The organism is Nocardioides conyzicola, from assembly GCF_039543825.1.
Lineage (GTDB): Bacteria > Actinomycetota > Actinomycetes > Propionibacteriales > Nocardioidaceae > Nocardioides > Nocardioides conyzicola.
The window spans coordinates 573,136-590,435 of sequence record NZ_BAABKM010000001.1; the positions used below are offsets into that span (position 1 = coordinate 573,136).

13 protein-coding genes are annotated in these 17,300 nt (G+C 71.8%); 7 read left to right on the forward strand and 6 right to left on the reverse strand.

The features are described 5' to 3' along the window. The first annotated feature begins 98 nt into the window (after window positions 1–98). From ABEA34_RS02865 to ABEA34_RS02880, 4 genes are read left to right on the forward strand one after another with little or no spacing between them, the layout of a single operon-like run. Window positions 99–1,928: an acetyl/propionyl/methylcrotonyl-CoA carboxylase subunit alpha gene (locus ABEA34_RS02865; RefSeq protein WP_425576846.1), complete on the forward strand. Its 1,830-nt coding sequence runs from the start codon at window positions 99–101 to the stop codon at window positions 1,926–1,928. A 21-nt stretch (window positions 1,929–1,949) separates the two neighbouring features. After that, complete coding sequence (locus tag ABEA34_RS02870; protein ID WP_345519042.1) at window positions 1,950–2,432, forward strand: PH domain-containing protein; 483 nt, start codon at window positions 1,950–1,952, stop codon at window positions 2,430–2,432. After that, entirely contained in the window at window positions 2,429–3,931 is a 1,503-nt protein-coding gene (locus ABEA34_RS02875) for a PH domain-containing protein (protein WP_345519044.1), read from the forward strand. The genes ABEA34_RS02870 and ABEA34_RS02875 overlap by 4 nt, the downstream gene beginning before the upstream one ends. A 10-nt stretch (window positions 3,932–3,941) precedes the next feature. Beyond that, window positions 3,942–7,328, forward strand: coding sequence for a pyruvate carboxylase (locus ABEA34_RS02880; RefSeq protein ID WP_345519046.1), 3,387 nt, complete (start codon window positions 3,942–3,944; stop codon window positions 7,326–7,328). A 4-nt stretch (window positions 7,329–7,332) separates the two neighbouring features. Here ABEA34_RS02880 and ABEA34_RS02885 read toward each other — a convergent pair whose 3' ends face one another. Next, the gene (locus tag ABEA34_RS02885) at window positions 7,333–7,857 is read right to left on the reverse strand and encodes a helix-turn-helix domain-containing protein (RefSeq protein ID WP_345519048.1); all 525 of its coding nucleotides are present in this window, start codon (window positions 7,855–7,857) and stop codon (window positions 7,333–7,335) included. 47 nt (window positions 7,858–7,904) lie between these two features. Between ABEA34_RS02885 and ABEA34_RS02890 the strand changes: the two genes are divergently transcribed. Both ABEA34_RS02890 and ABEA34_RS02895 read left to right on the forward strand, forming a co-directional pair. Then, a complete protein-coding gene (locus ABEA34_RS02890; RefSeq protein WP_345519050.1) occupies window positions 7,905–9,074 on the forward strand; it encodes a benzoate/H(+) symporter BenE family transporter in 1,170 nt (389 codons plus the stop codon). 98 nt (window positions 9,075–9,172) lie between these two features. After that, the gene (locus tag ABEA34_RS02895) at window positions 9,173–10,372 is read left to right on the forward strand and encodes an ATP-binding protein (protein WP_345519052.1); all 1,200 of its coding nucleotides are present in this window, start codon (window positions 9,173–9,175) and stop codon (window positions 10,370–10,372) included. Here ABEA34_RS02895 and ABEA34_RS02900 read toward each other — a convergent pair. From ABEA34_RS02900 to lpdA, 4 genes are all read right to left on the reverse strand, one after another. Continuing rightward, a complete protein-coding gene (locus ABEA34_RS02900) occupies window positions 10,353–11,555 on the reverse strand; it encodes a SpoIID/LytB domain-containing protein (RefSeq protein ID WP_345519054.1) in 1,203 nt (400 codons plus the stop codon). The genes ABEA34_RS02895 and ABEA34_RS02900 overlap by 20 nt on opposite strands. A gap of 91 nt (window positions 11,556–11,646) precedes the next feature. Next, window positions 11,647–12,813, reverse strand: a complete 1,167-nt coding sequence (locus ABEA34_RS02905) for a SpoIID/LytB domain-containing protein (protein ID WP_345519057.1) — start codon at window positions 12,811–12,813, stop codon at window positions 11,647–11,649. A gap of 55 nt (window positions 12,814–12,868) precedes the next feature. Further along, a complete protein-coding gene (locus tag ABEA34_RS02910; RefSeq protein WP_345519059.1) occupies window positions 12,869–14,266 on the reverse strand; it encodes an NAD(P)H-quinone dehydrogenase in 1,398 nt (465 codons plus the stop codon). 2 nt (window positions 14,267–14,268) lie between these two features. Beyond that, entirely contained in the window at window positions 14,269–15,666 is a 1,398-nt protein-coding gene (gene lpdA, locus ABEA34_RS02915; RefSeq protein WP_345519061.1) for a dihydrolipoyl dehydrogenase, read from the reverse strand. Window positions 15,667–15,747: 81 nt separating this feature from the next. On the opposite strand from lpdA, the gene ABEA34_RS02920 reads away from it, so the two are divergent. Then, a complete protein-coding gene (locus ABEA34_RS02920) occupies window positions 15,748–16,200 on the forward strand; it encodes a gamma-glutamylcyclotransferase family protein (RefSeq protein ID WP_345519063.1) in 453 nt (150 codons plus the stop codon). A gap of 94 nt (window positions 16,201–16,294) precedes the next feature. Here ABEA34_RS02920 and ABEA34_RS02925 read toward each other — a convergent pair whose 3' ends face one another. Then, complete coding sequence (locus ABEA34_RS02925; RefSeq protein ID WP_345519065.1) at window positions 16,295–17,257, reverse strand: hypothetical protein; 963 nt, start codon at window positions 17,255–17,257, stop codon at window positions 16,295–16,297. Window positions 17,258–17,300: the final 43 nt, after the last annotated feature.

Here is a 17,300-nt window from a genome sequence, read left to right on the forward strand (position 1 = left end):
TTTGGTTAGCGATTGTTAACCTGCGGGTGCGACATGCGCCACACGGGACGGCACCTCCGCTTTGGACGGGCTGGCGATAACCTGCCGGGCGGGCCGTCATGGTCCCGTTGTCGATAGCAGGAGGGGTAGTGCCCGAGAGCAAGCCGTTGCAGAAGGTCCTGATCGCGAACCGTGGCGAGATCGCGGTCCGCGTCATCCGAGCGTGCAAGGACGCCGGCATCGGCAGCGTCGCCGTGTACGCCGAGCCGGACCGGGACGCGCTCTTCGTGCGGCTGGCCGACGAGGCGCACTCGCTCGGCGGTGCCACGCCCGCCGACTCCTACCTCGACATCGCCAAGATCATCGCGGTCGCCGAGAAGTCGGGCGCCGACTCGGTGCACCCCGGCTACGGCTTCCTCGCCGAGAACGCCGAGTTCGCGCAGGCCGTGATGGACGCCGGCCTGGTCTGGATCGGCCCCCCGCCGGCCGCGATCGAGGCGCTGGGCGACAAGGCCAAGGCCAAGCACATCGCGGTCAAGGCCAACGCTCCCCTCGCGCCCGGCACCAAGGACGCGCTCAAGGACGCCGACGAGGCCGTGAAGTTCGCCGAGGAGAACGGGCTCCCGATCGCCATCAAGGCGGTCTTCGGCGGCGGCGGCCGCGGCCTCAAGGTCGCCCGCACGCTCGAGGAGATCCCCGACGCCTTCGAGTCGGCGGTCCGCGAGGCCGTCAGCGCGTTCGGTCGCGGCGAGTGCCTGGTCGAGAAGTTCCTCGACAAGCCGCGCCACGTCGAGACCCAGTGCCTCGCCGACCAGCACGGCAACGTCGTGGTGGTCTCCACCCGCGACTGCTCGCTGCAGCGCCGCAACCAGAAGCTGGTCGAGGAGGCGCCCGCGCCCTTCCTGTCCGACGAGCAGCTGACGGAGCTCTACGAGTCCTCCAAGCGCATCCTGAAGGAGGCCGGCTACTACGGCGCCGGCACCTGCGAGTTCCTGGTCGCCCAGGACGGCTCGATCTCCTTCCTCGAGGTCAACACCCGCCTCCAGGTCGAGCACTGCGTGTCCGAGGAGGTCACCGGCATCGACCTGGTCCGCGAGATGTTCCGGATCGCGGCCGGCGAGGAGCTCGGGTACGACGACCCGGAGATCCGCGGCCACTCGATCGAGTTCCGGATCAACGCCGAGGACGGTGGCCGCAACTTCATGCCCGCCCCCGGCACGCTCTCCGCATGGAGCCCGCCGCAGGGCCCCGGCGTCCGCGTCGACGGCGGCTACGAGAACGGCGAGACCATCCCCGGCGCGTTCGACTCGCTGATCGCCAAGCTCATCGTCAGCGGACGCGACCGCACCCAGGCGCTCGAGCGCTCGCGGCGCGCGCTCGACGAGTTCGTCGTCGACGGCATGCCCACCGTGATCCCGTTCCACCAGGCGGTCGTGCGCGACCCGGCGTACGTCGGCCCGTCGAACCCGTCCGGCGACGGCGAGTTCACCGTCTACACCCAGTGGATCGAGACGGACTTCGACAACCAGATCGCGCCGTACGCCGGTGACTCGGCCGAGGCCGAGGACGCCGAGGAGCGGCAGACGGTCGTCGTCGAGGTCGGCGGCAAGCGCCTCGAGGTCGTCATCCCCGGCGGGCTCGGCGGGATCAGCGCCGGTCCGGCCGCCGGCGGTCGCCCAGGATCAGGTGCTGGGAAGGCCAAGCGGGCCAAGAAGGCCGGCGCCAAGGTCAGCGGCGACGCCGTGGCCAGCCCGATGCAGGGCACCGTCGTGAAGGTCGTCGTCGAGGAGGGCCAGACGGTCGCCGAGGGCGACACCATCGTGGTCATCGAGGCGATGAAGATGGAGCAGCCGCTCAAGGCCCACAAGGCCGGCACCGTGACCGGCCTGCAGGCCGAGGTCGGCGCCACCATCGGCAACGGCGCGGTCGTCTGCGAGATCAAGGACTGACCACTCGGTAGCCTCGGCGGCATGCCCGAGCTGCGAGAGCCCAGCCAACGGGTGAGCCCGCGGGCGCGGCTGATGTGGGGCACGGCGGCACTCCTCGAGTCGGTCGTCGTACTCGTGATCCTGTGGGTGGTCGGGCCGGAGAACGACTGGGTGCCCCTCCCGCTCTGGGGAGTGGTGGCGGTCGGCGTCGTCGCGGCGGCGTACGTCGTCGGCATGCCGCCCTGGCGCTACCGGGTGCACCGCTGGGAGGTCACGGACACGGCCGTCTACACCCAGACCGGCTGGTGGGTCCGCGAGCGGCGGATCGCGCCGATGTCGCGGATCCAGACCGTCGACCACGCCGAGGGGCTGCTGGCCCAGGTCTTCGGCCTCGCCACCGTGACGGTCACCACCGCGTCGGCCGCCGGCGCCCTGGAGATCGCCGGCCTCGAGCGGGGCCGGGCCCTGGCGCTCGTCGAGCAGCTGACGGTGCAGGCCGACACGGTCTCGGGCGACGCCACGTGACCGACGGCTGGCAGCGGCTCGACCCGCGGATGCTGCTCGTCTACCCGGTCCGCGAGCTGGTGCGGTTCCTGCCCGTGCTGATCGGCCTCTTCGTCGCCGGCACCGCATCGGGACGCACCGACTGGTGGCACGGCCTCGGCGTCGTCCTCCCGATGGCGCTCGGCGTGCTGCGCTACTTCACGACGTACTTCCGGATCACCGAGGCCCGGGTCGAGCTGCGCCGCGGCCTCGTCAACCGGCACCAGCTCTCCACGCCCCTGGACCGGGTGCGGACCGTGGACATCACCGCCTCCCTGACCCATCGGGCGCTCGGCCTTACGACGGTCCGGATCGGCACCGGCACCGCCTCCCGGGACGACGAGGACCAGCTGGACCTCGACGGCCTGACGGCGACCCGAGCCCGCGAGCTCCGCGCCGAGCTCCTCAGCCTCGGGGCCGCCTCCGCGGCACCCGATGCCCGTCCCACCGACCGGGTGGTGCTCCGCTTCGACCCGGCGTGGGTGCGGTTCGCTCCCCTGACGACGACCGGGCTGGCCCTCGCGGGCGGCGCGATCGGCGTCACGGCGCAGGTCGTCAACACGTTCGGCGGGTTCGACCGCCTCGACCCCGACGAGCTGGTCGACAGCACCGCCGGCTGGTCCGCGGCCATGGCCGTCCCGATCGCGATCGTGCTGCTGCTGGTGGCGGTCTCGACGCTCGCGATCGTCGGGTACGTCGTCACCAACTGGGGCTTCACGCTGACCCACACCGGCCCCGAGCGCCGCGGGGCGTGGCACCTGCGTCGCGGCCTGCTGACGACCCGCGAGACGACGCTCGACGACGACCGCGTCAGTGGGGTGACCACCGCCGCTCCGCTCGGCCTGCGCCTGGCCGGCGGCGGCCGGGTCTCGGCGATCGTGACCGGGCTGGGTGGCGACTCGTCCGGCAGCTCCCTGCTGGCCCCGCCCGCACCGCGCGCGGTGGTCGAGCGCGTGGCGGGTGAGGTGCTCGGCACCTCCGCGCCGCTCGACGCCCCGCTGACCACGCACGGTCCGCGGGCCGTGCGCCGCCGCTACTCGCGCGCCCTGGTCCCCACGGCGGTCGTGGTGGCCGCCGCCGTGCTGCTGGTCGGCCTCGACACGATCTCCGTCTGGTCGCTGGCGGTCCTCCTCGCGCTCCCTGCTGCCGCCCTGGTGGCCCGCGACCGCGCGGCCGCCCTCGGCCACGCGCTGGTCGACGGGCACGTGGTCGCCCGCTCCGGCAGCCTCGACCGGCGCCGCGACGCCCTCGCGGTGGCTGGGGTCATCGGCTGGAACCTCCGGTCGAGCTGGTTCCAGCGCCGTGCGGGACTGACGACGCTGGTCGCGACGACCGCGGGCGGACGACAGTCGGTGACCGTGCTCGACGTACCCGAGGGTGCCGCCGTCGACCTGGCGTACGCCGCGATGCCGGACCTGGTGGCGCAGTTCCTCGTCTCGCCAGAGACGAACCGCACAGCGTTCGCGCGGCTGGACTTATAGCGTGTCCTGCATGTTCTCCAAGGTGCTCGTTGCCAACCGCGGCGAGATCGCGATCCGGGCCTTCCGTGCGGCGTACGAGCTGGACGCGAAGACGGTCGCGGTCTTCCCCTACGAGGACCGCTGGTCCGAGCACCGGCTCAAGGCGGACGAGGCCTACGAGATCGGCGAGCGCGGGCACCCGGTGCGGGCCTACCTCGACCCCGAGGCGATCGTCGCGGTGGCCATCAAGGCCGGCGCCGACGCGGTCTACCCCGGCTACGGCTTCCTCTCCGAGAACCCCGCGCTGGCCGAGGCGTGCGCCAACGCCGGCATCACCTTCATCGGCCCGACCTCCACGGTGCTCGAGCTGACCGGCAACAAGGCGCGGGCGATCGCGGCGGCCAAGGCCGCCGGCGTCCCGACGCTCGCCAGCGTCGAGCCGTCCACCGACGTGGACGCGCTCGTCGAGGCGGCCTCAGCTCTGCCGTACCCGCTCTTCGTGAAGGCCGTCGCCGGCGGCGGTGGCCGCGGCATGCGGCGGGTCGACGACCCCAAGCTGCTGCGCGAGGCGGTCGAGACCTGCATGCGCGAGGGCGAGGCGGCCTTCGGCGACCCGACCGTCTTCATCGAGCAGGCCGTGGTCGAGCCGCGGCACATCGAGGTGCAGATCCTCGCGGACGGCGCGGGCAACGTGATCCACCTCTTCGAGCGCGACTGCTCGGTGCAGCGCCGGCACCAGAAGGTCGTCGAGATCGCGCCGGCGCCCAACCTGGACCCGGAGCTGCGGGAGCGGATGTGTGCCGACGCGGTGCGCTTCGCGACCGAGATCGGCTACCGCAACGCCGGCACGGTCGAGTTCCTCCTCGACCCGGACGGCAACTACGTCTTCATCGAGATGAACCCGCGCATCCAGGTCGAGCACACGGTGACCGAGGAGGTCACCGACGTCGACCTCGTGCAGTCCCAGATGCGGATCGCCTCCGGCGAGACCCTCGAGGACCTCGGCCTCTCCCAGGACACCATCGTGCTGCGGGGCGCCGCGCTGCAGTGCCGCATCACGACCGAGGACCCGGCCAACAACTTCCGCCCGGACACGGGCGTGATCACGACGTACCGCTCCCCCGGCGGCGGCGGGGTCCGCGTCGACGGCGGCACGGTCTACACCGGCGCCGAGGTGTCGGCCCACTTCGACTCGATGCTCGCCAAGCTCACCTGTCGCGGCCGCACGTTCGAGAAGGCGGTCGAGAAGGCCCGCCGGGCGGTGGCCGAGTTCCGCATCCGCGGCGTGTCCACCAACATCCCCTTCCTCCAGGCCGTGCTCGCCGACCCCGACTTCGCGGCCGGCCACGTCACGACCTCGTTCATCGAGACGCACCCGCAGCTGATGCAGGCGCGCGGCTCCGGCGACCGCGGCAGCAAGCTGCTCGGCTTCCTCGCCGACGTGACCGTCAACCAGCCGTACGGCGCCGCGCCCGTGACCCTCGACCCGGCGACCAAGCTCCCGGACGTCAACCTCGAGGTGCCCGCGCCGAGCGGCAGCCGCCAGCTCCTGCTCGACGTCGGCCCGGAGCAGTTCGCCCGGCTGCTGCGCGAGCAGGACAAGGTCGCCGTCACCGACACCACCTTCCGCGACGCCCACCAGTCGCTGCTGGCGACCCGGGTGCGCACCCGGGACCTGCTCACGGTCGCCGGTCACGTCGCGCGCACGACGCCGGAGCTCTGGTCGCTGGAGGCCTGGGGCGGCGCGACGTACGACGTGGCGCTGCGCTTCCTCTCCGAGGACCCGTGGGAGCGGCTGGCGTCGCTGCGCCAGGCCGTGCCCAACATCTGCTTGCAGATGCTGCTCCGCGGCCGCAACACGGTCGGCTACACGCCGTACCCCACCGACGTGACGAACGCCTTCGTCGAGGAGGCCGCGGCCACCGGGATCGACGTCTTCCGGATCTTCGACGCGCTCAACGACGTCGAGCAGATGCGCCCGGCGATCGAGGCGGTCCGGGCGACCGGGACGTCCGTCGCCGAGGTCGCGCTGTGCTACACCGGCGACCTGTCGAACCCCGACGAGGACCTCTACACGCTCGACTACTACCTGCACCTCGCCGACAAGATCGTGGCGGCCGGCGCGCACGTGCTCGCGATCAAGGACATGGCCGGCCTGCTGCGGGTGCCGGCCGCGCACACCCTGGTGACCGCGCTGCGCGAGCGCTTCGACCTGCCCGTCCACCTGCACACCCACGACACCCCCGGCGGGCAGCTCGCGACGCTGCTGGCCGCCATCGAGGCCGGCGTCGACGCGGTCGACGCCGCGACCGCGTCCATGGCCGGCACGACGTCCCAGCCGCCGATCTCCTCGTTGGTCTCCGCGACCGACCACGGCCCCCGCGAGACCGGGCTGTCGCTCGCCGCGATCAACGCGCTCGAGCCCTACTGGGAGGCGACCCGGCGGGTCTACGCGCCGTTCGAGTCCGGCCTGCCGGCGCCCACCGGTCGCGTCTACCGCCACGAGATCCCCGGCGGCCAGCTCTCCAACCTGCGCCAGCAGGCGATCGCGCTCGGCCTCGGCGAGAAGTTCGAGCAGATCGAGGACATGTACGCCGCCGCCAACGACATCCTCGGCCGGATCCCGAAGGTGACCCCGTCGTCGAAGGTGATCGGCGACCTGGCGCTCGCGCTGGTCGGCGCCGGCGCCGACCCGGCCGAGTTCGCCGAGAACCCCGGCAAGTTCGACATCCCGGACTCCGTCGTCGGCTTCCTCAACGGCGAGCTCGGTGACCCGCCCGGCGGCTGGCCGGAGCCCTTCCGCACCAAGGCGCTCGAGGGCCGCACGCACAAGCCGCCGATGGAGACCCTCACCGCCGAGCAGCAGGAAGGCCTGGCCGGCGAGAGCCCTACGCGTCGCCGTACGCTCAACGAGCTGCTGTTCCCCGGCCCGACGAAGGAGTTCACCGAGTCGCGGGCGCGGTACGGCGACGTGTCGGTGCTCAACACGCTCGACTACCTCTACGGGCTGCGCACCGGCGTCGAGCACGCCGTCGAGCTGCAGGAGGGCAAGACCCTCATCCTCGGCCTCCAGGCGATCAGCGAGCCCGACGAGCGCGGCTTCCGGACGGTCATGGCGACCATCAACGGGCAGCTGCGGCCGGTCAACGTGCGCGACCGCAACGTCGCCTCCGAGGTCGCTGCCGCGGAGAAGGCCGACCCCGGCCAGCCGGGCCACGTCGCCGCACCCTTCCAGGGCGTCGTGACCGTCGTCGTCGAGAAGGGCGACCGCGTCGAGGCCGGCGACACCGTGGCCACGATCGAGGCGATGAAGATGGAGGCCTCGATCACCGCGGCCATCTCCGGCACGGTCGAGCGGATCGCGCTCCCCGGCACCCAGGCCGTCGACGGCGGCGACCTGGTGCTGGTGCTGGCGTAACCCGTCAGGCCGGGGTGACGATCACGTTGATGGCACGCAGGTCGGTGTCGCCGGTCGCCGTGTAGCGGTGCGGTACGTCGGCCGGCCACGCGCCGTGGCTGCCCGTGCCGAGGTCGATCTCCTGGTCGCCGTACTCGACGCGGCACGCGCCGGCCAGCACGACGAGCTGCTCGACCACGCCGGCGGAGTGCGCCGGCGAGGACCGCGTCACGCCCGCGCGGACCCGGAGCAGCCAGACCTCGGAGGTCGTCGCCGCGGTCCGCTCGGTGTGCAGCAGCACCGTCTCGAAGCCCTCGTCCGCGACCACCGCCCCGTCCCGGAAGTCGACCAACGACGCGAGCGGCACCCCGAGCGGGCCGGCGAGGGCGTAGAGGGTGTCGAGGGTCGGGTTGCGGCGGCCGGTCTCGAGCTCGGAGAGGGAGCCCTTGCCGATGCCGGCGGCGGACGCGAGCGCGGAGAGCGACAGTCCGCGCTCGGCGCGGAGCGCCCGGACCCGGGCGCCGACGGCGATACCCGGTTGACTCGCCACGGCGACCTCCCGCTAGCCTGCGTTCTGTTTACAGAACGGAGTCTGCCATGAGCCAGACCACGACGACACCGCACGAGGGCACCCCGGTCGTCGCCGGGATCGTCACGGCGGTCGTCGGGTCGAGCAGCTCCTTCGTCGTGGTGCTCGCCGGACTGACCGCCGTCGGCGCCAGCCACGCCCAGGCCGCGTCGGGTCTGCTGACCCTCCTCGTCACCCAGGCGCTCGGCATGCTCTGGCTCGCGATCCGGCACCGGACGCCGATCACCCTCGCGTGGTCGACCCCGGGCGCGGCGCTGCTGCTGTCGACCGGCGTCGTCACCGGCGGCTGGCCGGCCGCGGTCGGCGCCTTCCTCGTCAGCGGGCTGCTGATCGTCGTGACCGGCCTGGTGCCCGCGCTCGGCGCCCTGATCGCGCGCATCCCCACGTCGTTGGCGCGCGCGATGCTCGCCGGCGTCCTGCTGCCGATCTGCCTCGAGCCGGTGACCGGCCTGGCGGACTCCCCGGCGTACGTCGGTCCGGTGGTGCTCACCTGGCTCGTGATGCACCGGATCTCGCGGCGGTGGGCGGTCCCGGTGTCGCTCGCGGTCGCGCTGGGGGTGGTCATCGTGAGCGCGGGCTCCTCGCTCGCTCCCGGAGACCTCGTGCCGACGCTCACCTGGACCACGCCGCACTGGACGGTCGCGGCCGTCGTCAGCATCGCCGTACCGCTCTACATCGTCACGATGGCCTCGCAGAACGTGCCCGGTGTGGCGGTGACGTCGAGCTTCGGCTACCAGGTCCCGTGGCGGGAGACGATGACCGTGACCGGGATCGGCACGCTCGTCGGCGCCCCGTTCGGCGGTCACGCGATCAACCTCGCCGCGATCACCGCGGCCATGACCGCCGGGCCGATGGCCGGACCGGACCGCAGCCGACGTTGGATCGCGGCCGTGTCCGCGTCGGTGACCTACCTCGTCCTGGCGCTGGCGTGCGGAGCCCTGACCGCTCTGGTCGCCGCCGCTCCCGGCGACGTGATGCAGGCCGCGGCCGGGCTGGCGCTGCTCGGCACCCTCGCCGCGTCCCTGGCCGGCGCGCTCGCCGACGAGGACGGTCGGGAGGCCGCCGTGGTCTGCTTCGTGATCGCCGCGTCCGGCGTGACGATCCTCAGCGTCGGTGCGGCGTTCTGGGCGCTGGTCGCCGGCCTGGTGCTGCGACCGCTGCTCGCGACCCGGACCTGACCACTGGTCCAGACCACCTCGGTCGTATGGGGGACAGCCCAGATAATCGACGGGACGGACCAACGTGGGGTGGTCCGCCGACCAGGTGGGGGGCACCTATGACGGCCGGTCCGGACGCGGGCGACGTACTGACGCGCACCGTGACACAGCTGTCGGACGCCGACAGCCTCGAGCGTGTCACCGAGATCGTCGCGGGCGCCGTGCGGAGCCTGATGGGCGCCGAGGGAGCGACGTTCGTGCTCCGCGAGGACGGCCACTGCTTCTACGCCGACGAGGACGCGATCGAGCCCCTCTGGAAGGGCCGGCGCTTCCCCCTCGGCTCCTGCGTGAGCGGCTGGGCGATGCTCAACCGACAGGCGCTGGCGATCCCGGACATCTACGTCGACGAGCGGGTGCCCTGGGACGCCTACCGGCCGACGTTCGTGAAGAGTCTCTGCATGGCGCCCATCCGCGCGTCCGACCCGGTCGGCGCGCTCGGCGCCTACTGGAGCGAGCACCACGAGCCCACCCGCCAGGAGGTCCGCCAGCTGCAGGTGCTGGCCAACAGCACCGCGGTCGCCCTGGAGAACCTGGAGCTGCGGGGCGCCATCGTCCGCCGCATCGACGAGCGGGACGACCTGGCCCAACGCGCCCGCGAGCTCGAGTCCGCGATCCACAGCCTGGTCCACGACCTGCGCAGTCCCCTGGGCGCGATGATGGGGTACGCCGAGCTCATCGCCGAGGAGGACCTCGACGAGGACAAGCGGCGTGCCTTCGCCCGCACGATGGTCGAGGCCGGCAACCGGATGGGCGACCAGATCGACCGGATGCTCGCGCTCTACCGCGTCACCAACCGCGACCTGGAGCCGGCGCCCGTGGACCTGACCGCGCTCGCCCGCGAGGTCGGCGAAGGACTGGTCGCCCGCGAGCCAGAGCGGGACGTCCGCCTCCGGGTCCAGGACGGGCTCCGCGCGGTCGCCGACCCGACGCTGACCCGGATGGTGCTCGAGAACCTCGTCGGCAACGCCGTGAAGTACACCGGGCGCACCGAGGTGGCGGTGATCGAGGTCGCGAGCGGCGGGTCCGGGGCCGGGCTGACGACCTTCTTCGTGCGCGACAACGGAGCCGGCTTCGACCCGGCCGAGGCGGCGCGCCTCTTCCGCCCGATGACGCGGCTGCACGCCGAGTCGGACTTCCCGGGCACCGGGCTCGGCCTGGCGTCGGTCGCACGCATCGTGGAACGGCACGGCGGGTCGGTCAGCGGCGAGGGTCGGCCCGGCCGCGGCGCGACGTTCTGCTTCAGCCTGCCGTCGGCCTGACGCTGAAGGTCAGCCAGGTCGAGCGCAGCCCGAGCGTCGACCGGAAGGTGTCGCCGCTGACCACCACTCGCCCCGCAGTCCCGGTCAGCGTGATCGAGCGGACCCGGCCACCCCAGGCGCCGTTGCCGTCCCGGCCCGTGACCGCGATCCGGGTCAGGTCGCCGATCTTCGGCCAGGCGCGCTCCAGGACCGTGTCGGCGAGCTTGAGCGTCCAGTCGTGGACGGGGTTGCCCGCCCAGCCGTCGTACGGGTCCTCGCGTGCGGGCAGGTAGGACACCGACCCCGCCGAGGTCCAGCCGCCGCTGCTGGAGCCGAACTGGGTGAACGCCGGCTGCCCGCCGCTGGTCAGCACCTGCCGACGGGTCGCGACGACGGCCGCGTCGGCGGCCGGGTGCTCGGCGTCGTACCCGCCGTAGACCTGGCACGACGAGGTGTCGCAGATCTGGTACGCCGAGGAGCGCGGGTGCGCGCGCTCGTACGTCGCGTAGGTGCGCGCGGCGACGGCCTGGGCCTGGACGGCGGCCGCACTCCAGGAGGCCGGGATCTCGAGGGGTACGACGCCCCTGAGGTAGCTGTCGATGCCGAGCTCGTTGACCGTCACCAACGCCCCGGAGCCGGTCACCGCGGTCCGCAGCCGACCGCGGTAGGCGCGCTCACCGCTCGGCGTGACCAACGTGATCGGGGCGCCGGCCGCGGAGAACTCGCCCCGCCCGGTCAGCCGGGCGAAGGACCGCCAGCGGCCCTTGAAGTAGTGGACCCGGCTCACTCCGCCGGCCCCGGTGACGACCCGCCACTGGGTGGCGCCGTTGTCGGGCAGCACCGTGCGTCCAGTCGCGGCGGTGTCGCGCAGCCGCAGCCCGGAGCGGGCGCGCACGACCAGGTCGGACGGGGTCGTGTCACCGGTGAGCTGGACCGTCACCGTGCCCGTGGCGGTCCCCCAGGCGGTGCCCGGGTAGTAGAAGTTTGCGATCTGCCGGTAGGTCAGTCCCTGGCGAGCGGCCCCCTCGGCGCCGTACTGCGACATGCCGTGACCGTGCCCGTAGCCGTGCCCGCTGACGGTGATCCGCGCCGAGGTCGGGACGTCCCACGAGCGCACCCCGCGCGACGCTGCCCCCGCAGGGGCAGCGACCAGCAGACCGCCGGCGAGGACACCCGCGAGCGCGGACGCGACCGTGCGACGCATGAGGCCCCCCGAGCTCGAAGTGACACGTGGTGCACGTGTGACGACACATCGCACCACGGTTCAGATGGGCCCTGCAATGAGGACCCGAGAACTACTTGGTTGTAATTTTGAAGAGCGTCTCGCGCAGGTCCAGCCACCGCTTCAGGTTGGCCCCGGACACCTTCTCGGTGGAGTTGGTGCCGACCACGGTGACCTCCGTGGCCCGACCGCCGTAGGGCCCGTGGCCGTCGCGCTCGGTGACCTTGATCGACACCAGGTCCCCGATGCCGGGCCAGTTGCGGGTGATGGCGGCAGCGGTGAACTTCGTCGACGTCGGGTCACCCGCGCTGCCCTTGTCGAACCTGTCCTCGCGCGCCAGCAGGTAGGGGTAGCCGCCGTCGACGCTCCAGCCACCGTTGCTCGAGGTGAACTGCGCGAACGCCGGCTGCTTGTCGTACGTCACGATCCGGCCGGCCGTTGCCCGGACGGCGGCATCGGCGAGCGGGTGCTCCTCGCCGTACCCGCCGTAGACCTGGCAGGCCGAGGTGTCACACAGGTCGTACGACGCCGTGTGCCGGTGGACCCGGCGCTCGAAGGCGGCGTACGTGCGCGCGGCGACGGCCTGGGCGCGGACGGCGGCGGCCGGCCAGGAGGCGGGCACCTCCTGCGGGACGACGCCGCGGACGTAGGAGTCGAGCGAGACCAGGTTGACCGTGTTGCCCAGCGTCGAGCGCAGGATGCCGCGGTAGGAGGCCCGGCCGGCCGGCGTCACCAGCACGATCGGGTGGCCGCCGGCGCTGAACTCCGCGTCGCCCTTGGCGCTGCGCCAGGCGTGCCAGCTGCCGGCCTTGAACGAGATCGCCGAACGCTTCCCGGTCGGCTGGATCCGCCAGGAGACGACCTTCTTGCCGCGGACCTTCGCCGGCAGTCGCCAGGACTTGTCGGCCCCGAGGGACCTGACGGTGAGCCCACTGGTGGGCAGCACGCGCACGTCCTTGCTGGTGTCGGCCGTGATCAGGACCCGGATGGTGCCGTGGGCGCTGCCCAGCGTCGTGTGCGGGTAGTAGGCGCGGAGGATCTTCTGCCAGCTCTGGCCGGCCTTGGCGCGGTTGCGGGCGCCGTACTGCGACAGCCCCTTGCCGTGGCCCCAGCCCTTCGTCGTGAACGTGACGGTGGTGGGGGCGCGTCGGTCCTGGGCAGCCTCAGCGGGCGAGACGGCGGCAAGCGCCGGCAGCAGGGCGACGACGAGCAGGGACGCGGTCGCGCGTCGGATCAGCATGGGACCTCCCGAGAAGCGGTCGAGTCAGCGAGGGTAGCCGCATCCGCCACAGGAGTCACACGTGGTGCAGGCGGCGGGCGGCCTCGGCGAGCGAGCCGCTCATGGACGGATAGACGGTGAACGCCTGGGCGAGCTGGTCGGCAGTGAGCGACTCCGCGACCGCGATCGAGACCGGGTGGATCAGCTCGCTGGCCCGCGGACCGACGACCACTCCCCCGACGACGATGCCGGTGCCGGGGCGACACATCAGCTTCACGAAACCGTCGCGGACGCCCTGCATCTTGGCGCGGGGGTTGCCCGACAGCGGCAGCATCACGACCTCCGCCTGCATCTCGCCGGCGTCGACGGCCTGCTGGGACCAGCCGACCGTGGCGATCTCGGGCGCGGTGAAGACGTTGGAGGAGACCTTCTTGAGGTCGAGGGGGTGCACGGTGTCGCCGAGGAAGTGCCACATCGCGATCCGGCCCTGCATGGCCGCGACGCTGGCGAGCATGAGCACGCCGGTGCAGTCGCCGGCGGCGTACACACCCCTGGCGGAGGTGCGCGAGACCCGGTCGACGTTGACGAAGCCGCCGTCCTTGGTGATGACGCCGGCCTCCTCGAGGCCGAGGCCCTCGGTGTTGGGGACCGAGCCGAGCGCGAGGATGCAGTGGGAGCCCTGGACGGTCCGCCCGTCCGTGAGTGTCACCGTGACGACGTCGCCGTCGCGGGTGACCGACTCCATCCGGGACTTCTCGAGGACGGTCATGCCGCGCCGCGTGAGCACGTCCTCGAGCACCTTGGCGGCGTCGGCGTCCTCGCCGGGCAGCACGCGGTCGCGGCTGGAGACCAGCGTGACCGGGATGCCGAGGTTGAGGTAGGCGCTCGCGAACTCCGCGCCGGTGACGCCGGAGCCGACGACGATGAGCTCGGTCGGCACCTCGGTGAGGTCGTAGACCTGCTCCCAGGTGAGGATCCGCTCACCGTCGGGCTGCGCCGTCGGCAGCGTGCGGGGCGATGCGCCCGTCGCCAGCAGGATCGCGTCGGCCTCGAGGGTCTGCTCGGTCCCGTCGGCCAGCTCGGCGATGACGCTCCCGGGGCCGGCCAGACGCCCGCGACCCTGCACGAGGGTGACGCCGTCGCGGACGAGCCGGCGCTCGATGTCGGTCGACTGGTCGGTGGCGAGCTGCTTGACGCGCGCGTTGACCCGCGCCAGGTCGACCCGGATCGAGGTGGCGGCGTCGCCCTCGGCGTCGAGGAAGTTGACGCCGAGCTCGGCGGCGCCGGTCAGCTCGCTCATCACCTCGGCCGTGGCGATCAGGGTCTTGCTGGGCACGCAGTCGGTGAGGACGGCGGAGCCGCCCACCCCGTCGGTGTCGACGATGGTCACCTGGGCGCCGAGCTGGGCGGCGACGTGGGCGGCCTCGTAGCCGCCGGGGCCACCACCGATGATGACGACGCGTTCGGTGCTCATGCTCAGAGGTTGATCATGTGGCCGGCGATGCCCTCGATCGCTTCCTTCATCGCCTCGGAGAGGGTCGGGTGCGCGAAGACGTTGCGGGCGACCTCGTCGGCGGTGAGGTCCCACTGCTGCGCGAGGGTGAGCGCCGGCAGCAGCTCGGTGACCTCGGGGCCGATCATGTGGGCGCCGATGATCTCGTTGTGCTCGGCGTCGGCGACGATCTTCACGAAGCCGACCCCCTCGGCCATGCCACGGGCCTTGCCGTTGGCCGAGAACGGGAACGACGACACCTTCACGTCGTACCCCTTCTCCGTGGCCTGCGCCTCGGTGTAGCCGAAGGACGCGATCTGCGGCTGGCAGAAGGTGGCGCGCGGGATCATGTCGAAGTTGATCTCCATGGTCTCGGCGCCGGCGATCGTCTCGGCCGCGACGACGCCCATCGCCTCGGCGGTGTGGGCGAGCATGAGCTTGCCGGTCACGTCGCCGATCGCGTAGATGTGCGGGACGTTGGTGCGGCCGCGGGCGTCGACGGCGATCGCGCCGCGCTCGGTGAGCTCGATGCCGGCGTTCTCGAGGCCGTAGCCGTCGACCCGCGGCGCGAAGCCGAAGGCGGCGAGCATCTTGTCGGCCTCGAGCACCTGGGAGTCGCCGCCGTCGGCGGGGCTGACGGTGACGCGTACGCCGCTCCCGGTGTCCTCGACCTGCTCGACCTTGGTGGAGAGCAGCACCTTGACGCCGAGCTTCTTGTACTGCTTGAGCAGCTCCTTCGAGACGTCGGGGTCCTCGGTGGGGACCATCCGGTCGAGGAACTCGACGATCGTGACGTCGACGCCGAAGTTGGTCATCACGTAGGCGAACTCGACGCCGATCGCGCCGGACCCGCCGATGATGATGCTCGCCGGGAGACTGCTGTCGAGGATCTGCTCCTCGTACGTGACGACGTTGTCGCTCTTGCTCATCCCGGGGAGCATCCGGACCTTGGCACCGGTGCCGATGATGAGGTGGTCGAACGTGTACGTCGTCTTCGTGCCGTCCTTGTCGACCTCGACCTCGTTGGTGCCCTTGATCGTGCCCCAGCCGTCGATCTCGGTGATCTTGTTCTTCTTCATCAGGAAGTGCACGCCCTTGGCGCTGGAGTCCGCGACGCCGCGGCTGCGCTTGTGCGTGACGCCGAAGTCCATCGAGGCATCGCCACTGATGCCGAAGACGTCCTTCTCCTTGGTGATGATGTGCGCGATCTCCGCGTTGCGCAGCAGCGCCTTCGAGGGGATGCAGCCGACGTTGAGACACACGCCGCCCCAGTACTTCTCCTCGATGACGGCGACGGACTGGCCGAGCTGGGCGGCGCGGATCGCGGCGACGTACCCACCGGGGCCGGCACCGAGGACAAGGACGTTGAAGTGCGTGCTCACGCGCTCCAGCCTACTGACGTGAGGCAGCCCACTCTCAATCCGGGACCGCCCGCCGGCGCCGGGGTTGGCTAGTCTTCCGGCGTGACGCTCTACGCCGCCTACGGGACCAACCTCGATCCCGCCCGGATGAGCGAGCGCTGCCCCCACTCGCCGCTGTCCACCACCGGCTGGGTCCAGGGCTGGCGACTGACCTTCGGCGGCGAGGAGCACGGCTGGGACGGCGCCCTGTCCACCCTCGTCGAGGACCCGATCGACCAGGTCTTCGTCGCGGTGTACGACGTCTCCCGCGAGGACGAGTCCCAGCTCGACGGCTGGGAGGCCGCCGACTCCGGCCTCTACCGCAAGACCAAGGTCCGCGTCACCACCATGGCCGGCTCCGTCGTCGCCTGGACCTACGTGCTCGACGCCTACGAGGGCGGCCTGCCCTCCGCGTCGTACCTCGGCGTCCTCGCTGACGCCGCCGAGGCCGCCGACGCCCCCGACGACTACGTCGCCGCCCTCCGCCGCCGCCCCTGTCGCTCGATCGGGCACTAGCGGCGGCATGAATCCCCGGTCGACCGGGGATTCTGGCGCTTGTCGGGGTTTGCAACGGCTGTCAACCGTCAGAAGTGGCCGTCAACCCTTCCCCTCACGCGACGGCGGAGGAGAAGAGCGCATCCCGGATCATGGCGGCTGTGGCGACCGGCCGCTCGAGATCGGACCAGACGATCCGAAGGCAACGCCACCCCTTCAGCCGGCAGATGAGCTCCTCACGCCGCTTCTCCTTGATGACGACGTCGGACGCACGTTCGCCTTGCTTCAGCAGCTTCTCGTATTTGACCTTGCCGTCGAACTCCATGAACACGCCGTGCTCGGGCCAGGCGAAGTCGACCCGATGGATCACGCGACCGTTCGCGTCACGGATCTCGTACTGAGGCTCCGGCATCGGCAGGTGCTGGCTGAAGCAGAGAAAGTACGAACGGGCCTCACCGACGGTCTCGATGCGAGGATCCGCGAGACGAAGCACGATGTCGCTCGACAGGGTGCGCGGCCAACAGGTCATGCCTTGCTGTCGCTCGGCAAGCTGCACGGGCGTGGTCAGGCCGCGGTGGAGGAGGTCGTCGACGACCACCAATCCGTGCTCGACGTCCGTCATGGCCGTGATCTCGAGAGCCACCCGTGTCGGCGACATCACCGGAACGCCGTTGCGCCGGACCACATCGCCGAGCTCGACGGCACCACGATGCTGTCGGACACCTGCCTCGGGCCGCCCGATCCGACCGTCGGTCCGGGTGACGTGGACATCGTCGAGTGACAGGCCCCAGATCGGCGCGTCGTACTCGAGGAGTCCCGTGACGTGCGAGAGCACGAGCTCAGTTCGCGCCTGGGCCAACACCGCGCGGGCTCTGACGGAGTGTCGGCCCCCAGCATCGAGCTCGCTCCACGCGGGTCCGGAGACGTACGCCCCACGCCGCGGCTTGGCGAGCACACCGGATCTCACCATCACGGCGAGGGATCGATCCGTGAAGCCATCGTCGATGTACCGCCTGCGGACGGTGACCGGCGTACGACGGGGGTCATCGGGAGCCCATTCAGCGGGAGGCAACATCATGGAGAAAGGGTTGCCCGCCACGGCGCCCTCTGCCAGCCGCCCT